At 65.2% G+C, this 12,565-nt stretch carries 9 protein-coding genes; 6 read left to right on the forward strand and 3 right to left on the reverse strand.

The window, feature by feature from the left end; genetic code table 11:
- Positions 1-58: 58 nt before the first annotated feature.
- The 3 genes from ACX5I4_RS07720 to ACX5I4_RS07730 form a co-directional block, all read right to left on the reverse strand.
- The gene (locus ACX5I4_RS07720; protein ID WP_461836162.1) at positions 59-4,009 is read right to left on the reverse strand and encodes a Pls/PosA family non-ribosomal peptide synthetase; all 3,951 of its coding nucleotides are present in this window, start codon (positions 4,007-4,009) and stop codon (positions 59-61) included.
- 89 nt (positions 4,010-4,098) lie between these two features.
- On the reverse strand, positions 4,099-5,064 hold the full coding sequence (locus ACX5I4_RS07725; RefSeq protein WP_461836163.1) for a quinone oxidoreductase family protein: 966 nt from the start codon (positions 5,062-5,064) through the stop codon (positions 4,099-4,101).
- Positions 5,065-5,199: 135 nt separating this feature from the next.
- Positions 5,200-6,288, reverse strand: a complete 1,089-nt coding sequence (locus ACX5I4_RS07730; RefSeq protein ID WP_461836164.1) for a fatty acid desaturase family protein — start codon at positions 6,286-6,288, stop codon at positions 5,200-5,202.
- 186 nt (positions 6,289-6,474) lie between these two features.
- Here ACX5I4_RS07730 and argC point away from each other — a divergent pair, with 186 nt between their 5' ends.
- From argC to ACX5I4_RS07760, 6 genes are read left to right on the forward strand one after another with little or no spacing between them, the layout of a single operon-like run.
- Positions 6,475-7,506, forward strand: a complete 1,032-nt coding sequence (gene argC, locus ACX5I4_RS07735) for an N-acetyl-gamma-glutamyl-phosphate reductase (protein ID WP_461836165.1) — start codon at positions 6,475-6,477, stop codon at positions 7,504-7,506.
- Positions 7,503-8,669 (forward strand): bifunctional glutamate N-acetyltransferase/amino-acid acetyltransferase ArgJ, encoded by a 1,167-nt coding sequence (gene argJ / locus ACX5I4_RS07740; protein ID WP_461836166.1) that lies wholly within the window; start codon positions 7,503-7,505, stop codon positions 8,667-8,669. The genes argC and argJ overlap by 4 nt, the downstream gene beginning before the upstream one ends.
- A gap of 12 nt (positions 8,670-8,681) precedes the next feature.
- Positions 8,682-9,626: an acetylglutamate kinase gene (gene argB / locus ACX5I4_RS07745; protein WP_461836167.1), complete on the forward strand. Its 945-nt coding sequence runs from the start codon at positions 8,682-8,684 to the stop codon at positions 9,624-9,626.
- Positions 9,623-10,933: an acetylornithine transaminase gene (locus tag ACX5I4_RS07750; RefSeq protein WP_461836168.1), complete on the forward strand. Its 1,311-nt coding sequence runs from the start codon at positions 9,623-9,625 to the stop codon at positions 10,931-10,933. Before argB ends, ACX5I4_RS07750 begins: the two co-directional genes overlap by 4 nt.
- Positions 10,930-11,940: an ornithine carbamoyltransferase gene (argF, locus tag ACX5I4_RS07755; protein ID WP_461836169.1), complete on the forward strand. Its 1,011-nt coding sequence runs from the start codon at positions 10,930-10,932 to the stop codon at positions 11,938-11,940. The genes ACX5I4_RS07750 and argF overlap by 4 nt, the downstream gene beginning before the upstream one ends.
- Positions 11,940-12,476, forward strand: coding sequence for an arginine repressor (locus ACX5I4_RS07760; RefSeq protein WP_461836170.1), 537 nt, complete (start codon positions 11,940-11,942; stop codon positions 12,474-12,476). Before argF ends, ACX5I4_RS07760 begins: the two co-directional genes overlap by 1 nt.
- Positions 12,477-12,565 lie beyond the last annotated feature (89 nt).

A 12,565-nucleotide genomic window follows, 5' to 3' on the forward strand; every position in this document is an offset into this window, starting at 1 on the left:
GCTGTGCTGCTGTTGTCATGGGCTGGTGGGTTTCACCGGGTCCTCTTGCCAATCTACGCTACGGCCCGGACCAGGGGCTGACGGGGTTGCCGATCCAGTAGGTGCCTGCAGGAACAGTTTCGCCCCGCATGACGAGCGACGCCGGTCCAACCGTTCCGCCCGCCCCGATACTGGCGCGCGGCAGGATGACGCCGTGCGGGCCCATCGTGGCGCCGTCCCCGAGAACCACCGTATCGATGCTCATGATTCGGTCGTGGAAGAGGTGTGTCTGGACCACGCAGCCGCGATTGACCGTGGAACTTTCGCCGAGTGTGACAAGGTCCGCCTCGGGCAACCAGTAGCTTTCGCACCACGTACCTCGGCCGATTTTCGCACCGAGTGCCCTGAGCCACCACACCAGCGCCGGCGTGCCGGATGCTGAGCGCGCGAACCACGGAGCACTGACCATCTCGATGAAGGTGTCAACCACTTCGTTCCGCCAGATGAACGAGCTCCACAGGGGATGCTCGCCTTCCTTGATCCGGCCCACCAAAATCCATTTCGCGGCGACCGAACTTGTTGCGGCCACGGCACCTGCGGCGAGGACCACGATGCCGCCCAGGACGGCCGCGAGCCAATAAGAGGACACCGAGGCGATCCAGTCGAGGACCAGCATGATCCCGACGGCGATCGCCACAGTGAGGATGACGGGCACGAGTCGGCACAATTCCCACAGGGTCCGTTTGGCCTTGAGGGCCAAGGGCGGATTGAATGTAAGGCTCTGGTCGGCATTCACGGCGGTACGGCGCAGCCTGACGGGCGGACTGCCCAGCCAGGAGGTGCCCGATTTTGCCTTGGCCGGCGTTGCCGAAAGCACCGCGACCAGCGAGTTCTTGGGCACGCTGCGGCCTGCGGCGGTCATGCCGGAATTGCCGAGGAACGAACGTTTCCCGATCTTGGCCGGTGCGATCTTCATCCAGCCGCCGCCAAGCTCGTAGGAGGCCACCATGGTGTCGTCGGCGAGGAATGCACCTTCGCCGATGGTCGTCATGCGTGGTAGCAGCAGCACCGTGGAGGCCTCCACGTTACGGCCTACTTTGGCGCCCAGCAGGCGCAGCCACACGGGCGTGAAGAGGCTGGCATAGATGGGGAAGAGCAGGTCCCGCGCCATGTCCAGCACCCGTTCAGTGGCCCAGACCTGCCAGCCAACGCGGCTGCGGACGCGGTAGTACCCCTCCGCGAGACCGATACCGAGCATCCGTGTGGTCGCCAGGATCAGCAGGAGATTGCAGAAGAACCAGGCCAACGCTGCAAAAGGGATGGCAAGCAGGATTTCCGGGAAGGCATCCTGCAGGGAATTCCTGCCTTGGATGAAGGCCAGGACCACGCAGGCACCAGCGAACGCCGAGACATAGGGGATCAGGGCGAGCAGCGCCGAAGCCGTTGCGAACGCCGCGAACCAGAGCCGGCCGATCAGATGGTGCGACGACGGGGTGTCCGGCCAGCCATTCTTGGCTTTGCCACGGCGTTCGGCGGGGGAACCTGCAACAAGGTGCCCGGCCTTGACCTTGCCCAAGACGGCGGAGCCGGGTTCCACGCGCGCGCCCGCGCCGATGCTGGTTCCAGGCATAAGCGTGCTGCGGGAGCCCACAGTGGCGCCGGCACCTACGTGGATGGCACCGATGTGCACATAGTCACCATCGATCCACCAGGCGGAGAGATCCACCTCGGGCTCGATGTTGCAGCCGCTGCCCAGGGAAAGCAGCCCGGTGACCGGAGGCAGGGAATGCAGATGGACGTTGTTCCCGATCTTCGCCCCCAGCGCCCTGGCGTAGTAGGGAACCCACGGCGCGCTGGCGAGGCTGATGGCGCCCGAGAGGTCCTGGATCTGTTCCGCAAGCCACAACTTCAGGTGAACTTTTCCGGAGCGCGGGTAGGTTCCGGGTTGGAGGCCACGCAGGAGGGCCCTCGCAGCGAGAATCGAAATGGCCATGCGTCCCGGGGGGCTGACGAATACCAGCCACGACGCCAGGATCCACCACCATGACACCACAGGGGCGGCTGAGAAACCGGCGAAGTCGGCCAGCAAGTGATTGGCAGCCATGAGGTAGGTGAGCCAGCGCATGCCCACCAGGATGTTGAGGAAAATGCCCATCAGGGTCTGGAAGATCTGCGATTTCCGGGAGGTCGGGCGAACCGTGCGTTCGGCTGGCGGCCCCTGGATGCCACCTTCCGGCAATGACTGCCGCGCGGCATCGATCAGGGCACCTACTCGGGGGGTCGCGTAGATTTCTGCCACCGTAATGGTGGGATAGCGCACTCGCAGGGCCGAGACGAGCTGGGCAGCGGCGAGCGAGCCACCACCGTACGCGAAGAAATCGGCGTCGAGCGATGTGACACGGGAACCCAAGACGCGTTCCCACTGCTCCACTACCCACTGCGCGTCCTCGGGAAGGTTGAGCGGTGCCTTGTCCGCATCGGCCGCTCCTGCGCCCGCCAGGGGCCAGGGCAGCGAATGCCTGTCCACTTTGCCGCTGGTCTTCGTCGGAAGGGAAGCCACCACCGTAAGCAGCGGGATCAGTGCCGCGGGAAGGCTTTCGGTGAGCAACTCCCGGGAAGCCGCGAGGTCGATGTCCTCAGGTCCTGCCGGGGCCAGGTAGCCGACCAGTATCTGGTTCCCGGCCGCCGTCGTGCGGACGGCAGCGGCGGCTCCGGCAACGCCGGGCAGGGCCTGTAGTGCGGCGTCGATCTCACCGAGTTCGATGCGCCGGCCACCCAGCTTGACCTGTTCGTCCGCGCGGCCTTGGAAGATGAGGCCGGCTTCCTCGTAGCGGACGAGGTCGCCGGAGCGGTACGCACGTTCCCACCCCAGGGACGGCATGGGCGCATACTTTTCGGCGTCCTTCACCGGATCGAGGTAGCGGGCTAGTCCGACGCCGCCGATGATCAGCTCACCCGTCTCGCCCTCGGCGACTGGAGTCCCAACGGCATCGACGACGGCGAGGTCCCAACCGTCCAGCGGCAATCCGATCCGGACGGGACCGTCCCCGCCCAGGGGAGCCGCGCAGGCCACGACGGTTGCTTCCGTGGGACCGTAGGTGTTCCACACTTCGCGGCCGTCCACGGCGAGCCGTTCGGCGAGTTCGGGTGGGCAGGCTTCGCCGCCGAAAATGAGCAGGCGCACGTTCTCGAGGGCTTCCGCGGGCCACAGGGCCGCGAGCGTGGGAACGGTAGACACCACGGTGATGCCGTGGTTGATGAGCCACGGGCCAAGGTCCATGCCGGAACGGACCAAGGCACGCGGAGCCGGGACGAGGCAGGCACCGTGGCGCCACGCCAGCCACATCTCTTCACATGAAGCATCGAATGCCACCGAAAGACCGGCGAGGACCCGGTCCTGCGGCCCAATGGGATCGTCCTGGAGGAAGAGCCGGGCTTCGGCGTCAACAAAGGCCGCGGATGAGCGGTGCTGCACCGCGACGCCCTTTGGTGTGCCGGTAGAGCCTGAGGTGAAGATGACCCAGGAATCGTCATCCAGGCCCGGCGCACGGGGAGCAGGGTGCGGTGTCGGCCGCTCGCCGGAGACGTCGATCCTGCGGCCCTTGGTGACGACGGCGGACACTTGGGCTTCGCCGAAGACGAGCCGTGCCCGTTCCTCGGGATCGTCCGCGTCCACCGGCACGTAGGCGGCCGCAATCGAGAGGATCGCCAGGATGGCAATGTAGAGATCGTTCGTGCCGGACGGGATCCGGACGCCGATCTTGTCTCCGGGGCCAAGTCCAGCTGCACTGAGCGTGGCGGCAAAGCCGCGCACCTGCCCCATGAGCTCGGAGTAGCTGAGCGACTTGTGCCCGTCATCGAGGGCCGATGCCTCCGGAAACGTCCGGGCCGTGTCATCGATGATGTCGATAAGCGTGCGCGTTGGCGGCGCGGCTCCGGCGCCTTGCAGCTGGGGCAGATGCTCAGCTTGGAGTTCCAGGCGGTCCGCCGGGATTTCATGTTCCTGGGTCACGTTCGAAGTTTCGCGCATAGAGGTGAACAGAAAGTGTCAACGGCCTTCTGGCCGTTGCCGTGGCTTGGTCCAGTGTTAATGGAACGGACACTTTGCCGTCGCCGCACTTATGGAACCAGCAGCAACTTGCCAGTGGTCTTGCGGGCTTCGAGGTCGCGATGGGCCTGGGCCGCTTCGGGCAGAGCGTACGTTCCGCCAATCCGGACTTTGAGCGTTCCGCTGGCCACAGCGCCGAAGAGTTCGGCTGAACGCCAGCGCCGTTCCTGCGGGTTCTGGAGGAAGTGGCCGAGCGTGGGGCGTGTCAGGGACAACGATCCGCCCGCGTTCAGCCGCTGCGGGTCAAAGGGAGGCACTGGTCCGGACGCTGCCCCGAACAGGACAAGGGAGCCGCGGATTCGCAGGCTGGCAAGGGAATCGTCGAAGGTATCCTTGCCGACGCCGTCGTACACCACATTGACGCCTTCGCCGTCGGTGAGTTCACGGACCCTGTCCGCAAATCCGGCGTAGCGCAGGACCTCGTCTGCGCCGGCTTCCCGGGCAAGGACTTCCTTCTCGTCCGACGAGACAGTGGTGATGACGCGGGCGCCGCGGGCCTTGAGCAATTGCGTCAGGATGAGTCCCACGCCGCCAGCGCCTGCGTGGGTCAAGACTGTGTGGCCTGGTTCCACGCGGAAGGAAGAGTTGATCAAGTAGTGGGCGGTCATTCCCTGGAGCGGAAGGGCGGCCGCTGTGTGGTCGTCGACGCCGTCCGGCACCGGAAGTGCTTTGTCGGCATCTACCAAGGTGTACCCGGCATAGCTGCGCGATCCTTCAGCAGTGGCGACCCTGTCCCCGACAGCGAAGTCCGCGACGTCTGCACCGATGGCCTCAACGGTGCCGGCGGACTCTGAACCAGGGGTGAATGGGTATTCAACCTTGTAGATGCCGCCACGCTGATAGGTGTCAATGAAGTTCACCCCTGCGGCTGCAACCTTGACGAGCAACTGACGTGGGCCAGCGGCCGGAACTTCTGCTTCGGTGAGTTCGAGGACTTCGGGTCCTCCGGCTTGCCGGGCGATGATCGCATGCGTCATGGGTCTCCTTCTCCGTCGGGGCACTTTCGCGCCCGCATTCACAGAACCATCCTAGGGAGCGGAGTCCGTCGAGTGTCCAGTCAGAGGGGCAGGCCCGTGGTTCGCCGTAATGTGCCCAGGTGGTCCACTCGGAAGTCAGCCTCTGCCGTGCGCGGAAGCAACGGGGCAGTCGAAGCCGCGGCCGGCAGCGAGTCCTACCTCATTGAGGTAGCGCACGACGATTGCGTACGACTGCATCAGCGTGGTTTCGGTATGGGGAATGGAGTGCTCTTCGCAGTAGCTTCGAACGATCTCCGAAGCGCGGCGCAGGTGGGGGCGGGCCATGTCCGGAAACAGGTGGTGTTCTGCCTGGTGGTTGAGGCCGCCCAGCAGGATGTTCATGAACGGTCCGCCGGAGATGTTCCTGGCAGTCAGGATCTGGCGACGCAGGAAATCGACGCGGGAGTCGGTAGGCAGGACCGGCATCCCCTTGTGGTTGGGGGCGAAGGAAGCGCCCATGTAGAAGCCGTACACCATGATCTGGACGCCCAGGAAGGCAAATGCCATGCCAATCGGGAGGAAAGTGAAGGCGAGGGCCGGCAGCGCGAGGAGACGTGCCAGAAGGATGGGGGTCTCCACCCAGCGGTGCTTGATGGCTCCGGGGCGGAGGATGTACATCAAGGACTCCCACTGCAGGCTGATGCCTAGCAACATCAGGAGCGGGAAGAAGAACCAGCCCTGCCTGCGGGTGAGGAACGCGAAGCGTCCTTGCCTGCCTGCGGCGGCTTCAACGTGGAAGGCCAAGGCTCCGGTCTTGATATCCGGATCCTTGGAAATCACGTTCGGGTTGTTGTGGTGTGCGCCGTGCTTCTGTTCCCACCAGGAGTAACTGATGCCGGCAACCGACGTGGCCAGGATCCGGGCGGACCAGTCATTGGCCCTACGGGAGGCAAAAATCTGGCGGTGACCGGCCTCATGGGCCAGGAAGCTCAACTGGGTGCAAAGGATGCCCAGGGCAGCGGCGATGAGGAGTTGGTACCAGCTGGGGCCAATCAGCGCGAAGCCGAACCAGGTACCGGTCAGCAGGAGGACCAAAGCAGCAAAAACGCTGATATAAAAGCCGACGCGGCGCTTCAAAAGCCCTTCCGCGCGGACCGTCTTGAGGAGTTCAGAATAGCTGAGCACGACGGCGTTAGGCTGCCGGACGCTCTTAGTGGGACGTTCCGTGGTGGAGGTCGGTGACATATGCAGTTGCCCCGTAATAAATAACGGGCAACGCTGCAACCGACGATCGGCTGCACGGTCTAGATCACCCTCTACTCAGCATACGCCCCCAAATCAGCCCTGCCGAGATCTGCCCTCGATGGGGCTTCGAAAAAGGGCGTGCATAAATATCGGCGACCATGAATAGTTTTGCTGTATAGTCTTGCCATGACTATTTCTGTTGCCGTCTCCGGTGCCAGCGGCTATGCCGGAGGCGAGGTGTTGCGCCTCCTGGCAGGCCATCCGGATGTCACCATCGGTGCCATCACTGCACACAGCAATGCCGGTTCCAGACTAGGGGAGTTGCAGCCGCATCTCCATGGTTTGGCCAGCCGGATTCTCGAAGACACCAGCGTGGAGAACCTCGCCGGCCACGACGTCGTGTTCCTGGCGCTCCCGCACGGAGCCTCGGCCGAGATCGCCGCTCAACTGCCGGAAGGCACGCTGGTGATCGATGCCGGCGCGGACCACCGGCTCGAAGATCCGGCGGCGTGGGAAAAGTTCTACGGCTCGGCCCATGCCGGCACTTGGCCCTATGGGCTGCCGGAACTCCCCGGCCAGCGTGAAGCCCTCAAAGGCGCCAAGCGCATTGCGGTACCCGGGTGCTACCCCACGTCGGCCCTCCTCGCCCTCACCCCCGGCTTCGCCAACAAGCTCCTCCAGCCGGACGACGTCGTGATTGTGTCCGCCTCCGGCACCTCGGGCGCCGGCAAGGCGGCCAAAGTGAACCTCATCGGCTCCGAGGTCATGGGCTCCATGAGTCCCTACGGCGTGGGCGGCGGACACCGCCACACTCCCGAGATCGAGCAGGGGCTTTCCAATGCCGCCGGCGAACAAGTCACCGTGTCCTTCACTCCCACCCTCGCGCCGATGAGCCGCGGCATCCTGAGCACGGCAACGGCCAAGGTCAAGGCGGGCGTCACTGCAGCCGAACTCCGCAGCGCCTGGGCCGAAGCCTACGACGACGAACCGTTCGTCCACCTGCTTCCTGAAGGCCAGTGGCCCGCCACCAAGTCGGTGCAGGGTTCCAACCACGCAGTCATGCAGTTGGCTTTCGACGAACACGCCGGCCGCGTGATTGTCACGTGCGCCATCGACAATCTGACCAAGGGGACCGCCGGCGGCGCCGTGCAGTCCATGAATATCGCCCTCGGCCTGGACGAATCCGCCGGCCTCAACGTGCAAGGAGTCGCCCCGTGACCATCACCGCCCCCCAGGGATTCCGGGCCGCCGGCGTCAAAGCAGGCATCAAGGCATCGGGCAACCCTGACCTCGCCCTGGTTGTCAATGACGGCCCGCTCAAAGCCGCAGCAGCCGTTTTCACGTCCAACCGGGTGGCCGCGGCCCCAGTGCACTGGTCCCGCCAAGTCCTCTCCGACGGGCGTGTGGATGCAGTAGTGCTGAATTCCGGCGGGGCCAACGCCTGCACCGGGCCGCAGGGATTCCAAAACACCCACGCAACCGCAGAAAAAGTGGCGGCTGTCCTCGGGATCTCCGCCTCCGACGTCGTGGTCTGCTCCACTGGCCTCATTGGTGAGCAACTGCCCATGGAAAAGATCATCCCGGGCATTGACGCAGCCTTTGCGGAACTCTCGGAAGACGGCGGTCTCGCCGCTGCGACGGCGATCATGACCACGGACAGTGTTGCGAAAGAAGCAGTCTTCACCGGCACCGACGCCGAAGGCAAGACCTTCACGGTCGGAGGGATTGCGAAGGGTGCCGGCATGCTGGCGCCTGGCCTCGCGACAATGCTGGTGGTGCTCACCACGGATGCGCAGGTCCCGGCGGAAGAGCTCGACGTCGTGCTCCGCGACGCCACGCGCGTCACTTTTGACCGCACGGACTCGGACGGTTGCATGTCCACCAACGACACCGTGGTCTTGCTGGCTTCCGGGGCATCCGAGGCCATCCCGTCCGCTGAACAGCTTGGTGCCGGCATCACCCAGGTGTGCGCCGAACTTGCCCGCAAGCTGATCGGCGACGCCGAAGGTGCCAGCCACGACATCGCCATCCGCACGTTCAACGCTGCGAGTGAGCGCGACGCCGAAATCGTCAGCCGTTCCGTGGCCCGCTCAAACCTCTTCAAGACCGCCATCTTCGGCAAGGACCCCAACTGGGGCCGCGTCCTGTCCTCGGTGGGCACCACGGACGCCGTCTTCGAACCGGACCAGCTCAACGTGTCCATGAACGGCATCCAGATCTGCCGCAACGGCAGCATCGGCGACGACCGCAACCTCGTGGATCTTGAGCCCCGCGAGGTACTCGTGGAGATCGACCTGCAGGCCGGCGACGCAGAGGCAACCATCTGGACCAACGATCTCACGCACGACTACGTGCATGAGAACAGCGCCTACTCGAGCTAGACGGGGATGACCATGACTGCGCACACCCGCGAAAATACGTCCATGAGTGATGCCCAGGACAAGGCCGCAACCCTGATTGAGGCGTTGCCCTGGATCCAGCGCTTCGCAGGCACCACCATGGTGATCAAGTACGGCGGCAACGCCATGGTCAACGAGGAACTCCGCCGTGCCTTCGCGGAGGACGTCGTCTTCTTGCACCATGTGGGTATCCACCCCGTCGTGGTGCATGGTGGCGGCCCGCAGATCAACTCGATGCTCGGCAGGCTCGGCATTGAATCCGAATTCAAGGGCGGCCTGCGCGTCACCACCCCCGAGGCCATGGACGTGGTCCGCATGGTGCTCACCGGACAAGTGGGACGCGAACTCGTGGGTCTCATCAACTCCCACGGACCCTATGCAGTCGGCATGTCCGGTGAAGACGGCGGTCTCCTGCGCGCCGTGCGCACCGGCACCGTGGTGGATGGGGAGCAAGTGGACCTCGGCCTGGTCGGCGAAGTGGTGGGTGTTGATCCCACGGGAATCGAGGACATCCTCGACGCCGGCCGCATCCCGGTCATTTCCACGGTTGCCCCCGAGATCATTGACGAAGGGGACGGCACAGGCTCCACCACAGGCCAGGTCCTCAACGTCAACGCGGACACCGCCGCAGCGGCGGTCGCCTCCGCGCTGGGCGCGTCCAAGCTCGTCATCCTGACCGACGTCGAAGGACTCTATGCCAACTGGCCCGACAAGTCCTCGCTCATCTCTTCGCTGACGGCCTCGGAACTGCGGGAGATGTTGCCGCGGCTGGAGTCCGGCATGATCCCCAAAATGGCGGCTTGCCTGAAGGCCATTGATGAAGGAGTGGAGCAGGCGCACATCGTGGATGGCCGCTTGCCGCACTCCATGCTCCTGGAAACCTTTACGACCGCGGGCATCGGAACCCAGGTTGTCCCCGACGAGGAAGTAGACGCATGAGTCACAACGAAGCAGAACTGGTCGAAACGCCCGCAGACGCCATCACCGGTCACAGCACGGGTTCCGACTGGCTCGCACGCTACTCTTCCTCCCTCATGGGCGTCTTCGGCACCCCGCAGCGTGTCCTGGTCCGCGGTGCAGGCTCCCTCGTGTGGGACGCCGACGGCAAGGAATACCTTGACCTCCTGGGCGGTATCGCCGTCAACGCCTTGGGCCACGCACACCCCTTCGTCACGTCGGTCATCGCCAGCCAGCTCGCCACCCTGGGGCACGTCTCCAACTTCTTCACGAGCCCTACCCAGATCGCGCTGGCTGAGAAGCTCCTGTCCATCACCAACGCTCCCGCCGGCTCCAAGGTATTTTTCGCCAACTCCGGAACCGAAGCCAACGAGGCAGCCTTCAAGCTGGCGCGGCGCAATAGCTCTGGCACGCGCACCAAGATCATCGCGCTCGAAGGTGCCTTCCACGGCCGCACGATGGGCGCGCTCGCCTTGACCGCCAAGGAAGCCTACCGGGCGCCCTTCGAGCCCTTGCCGGGTGGCGTGGTCCACATCCCGTTTGGCGACATCGAGGCCCTCCGCGCCGCCGTCGACGAAACGACGGCGGCCGTGTTCCTCGAGCCCATCCAAGGCGAGGCGGGCGTCCGCCCGCTCAGCGTCGAGTACCTGCAGGCGGCTCGCGAAGCCACCACCGCCGCCGGCGCGCTGCTGATCCTGGACGAGGTCCAGACCGGCATCGGGCGCACCGGCAAGTGGCTCGCCAGCGAAGACGCCGGAATCGTGCCCGACGCCGTGACCCTCGCCAAGGGCCTGGGCGGCGGCTTCCCGGTCGCCGCGCTCATCACTTTCGGAGAGTCGACGTCGTCGCTGCTGACAGCGGGCCAGCACGGCACCACGTTCGGCGGGAACCCGGTGGCAACGGCCGCCGCCCTCGCCACCTTGCATGCCATCGAAAACCAGGGCGTGCTGGCGAACGTGCTCGCCGTCGGCGCGCGGCTGCGGGCCGGACTGTCCGACGTCGACGGCGTCACGGAAGTCCGAGGGGAAGGCCTCCTGATCGGCTTCGATCTTGACGCCGAGATCGCGCCCGCCATGGTGACTGCTGCGCTCGACGCCGGCTTCATCATCAACAGCCCCGGCCCGCGCACGATCCGGCTGGCCCCGCCGCTCATCCTGACCATGGAACAAGCCGACCGTTTCCTCGACGCGCTGCCCGGCATCATCCAGGCGGCAGCTGCACAGACCTCTGAACCCCTGACCGCTGCACCCCTGACCGCTGCACCCCTGAACGCTAAGGACGCACAGTGAACACCTCCACACGTCACTTCCTCAAGGACACGGACCTCACACCGGCCGAGCAAGCCGAGGTACTGGAACTCGCAGTCCGGATGAAGGCCGCACCGTACAGCGTCCAACCGTTCGCAGCGCACGGCAACGGACGCAAGACCGTCGCCGTCATCTTCGACAAGACCTCCACCCGTACCCGCGTCTCCTTTGCCACCGGCATCGCGGACATGGGCGGCAACGCGCTCATCATCAATCCGGGCGAAGCGCAGATCGGCCACAAGGAGTCCGTCGAGGACACCGCAAAGGTACTCGAACGCATGGTCTCCACCATCGTGTGGCGTACCGGCGCGCACTCCGGCCTCGTCGCCATGGCCGAAAACTCCAAAGTCCCCGTCATCAACGCTCTCTGCGACGACTACCACCCGTGCCAGCTCCTGGCGGACCTGCTGGCGGTCAAGGAGCACAAAGGTGAGCTCAAAGGGCTGACCATGGCCTACCTCGGCGACGCCGCGAACAACATGGCCAACTCGTACCTCCTGGCGGGCGTCACAGCGGGTATGCACGTCAGGATCTCGGGGCCGGAAGGCTATCTGCCGGCCGCCGACATCGTTGCTGCAGCCGAGGAACGGGCCGCAGAGACCGGCGGTTCCGTGCTCATCACCATTGACGCCGCAGAAGCCCTTCGGGGGGCCGACGTCGTCGCCACGGACACGTGGGTGTCCATGGGCCAGGAAGCCGAAAAGGAAGCCCGGATGCAGCTCTTCCGCGAGTACTCCGTGGACGAGGCCGCCCTGGCACTGGCCGCACCGGACGCCGTCGTGCTCCACTGCCTGCCCGCCTACCGCGGTTACGAAATCTCCGCAGGCGTTATCGATGGACCGCAGTCCATCGTCTGGGATGAAGCAGAGAACCGATTGCATGCCCAGAAGGCGCTCATGGCCTGGCTCATGCACCAGTCCGGGCTTGCCGTTGTGGAAGGCCTCGCACCGTTGGCTGCGTCCACCGTGCCTGTGGAGGGCGGCAACTAGTGTCCACCCACCCGGCATCGCATGGCGCCAGCCCCGCCACCAAGACCGCCCGGCAGGCGCGGATTACCGCGATCCTGACGGGTGAGTCCGTGCGCTCGCAGGCTGAGCTGGCGGCCCTGCTGGCGGACGACGGCGTCCAGGTCACCCAGGCGACCCTCTCCCGGGACCTGGTGGAACTGGGGGCGGTCCGCGTGCGCGGCAAGGACGGCGCACTGGTCTACGCGGTGCCCGGTGAGGGCGGTGACCGCAATGCCAAGAGCGGCGTCACCCAGGAAATCCTGGACGCGCGCCTGTCACGGCTTTGCGGGGAGCTGCTGGTCACCGCGGAGGCGTCAGGCAATATCGTGGTGCTGCGGACGCCGCCGGGTGCCGCCAACTTCCTTGCCCTGGCCATCGACCACTCGGTGATGCCGTCTGTATTGGGTACGATCGCAGGCGACGACACCTTGCTTTTGGTTGCCAGGGATCCCGACGGCGGGGCCGAATTGGCAGCCCGATTCCTCCAACTGGCCCAGGAAGCCGGACCGGGCAACTAGCCGCACTGGGAAACCAGCCCGGTCCAGTAACTGAACTATTCCGGCCTTCGGGTCGTTCCCAAGCATTTGACTCAAAAGAACCAAGCAAC

The organism is Arthrobacter sp. MMS24-S77, assembly GCF_054888235.1.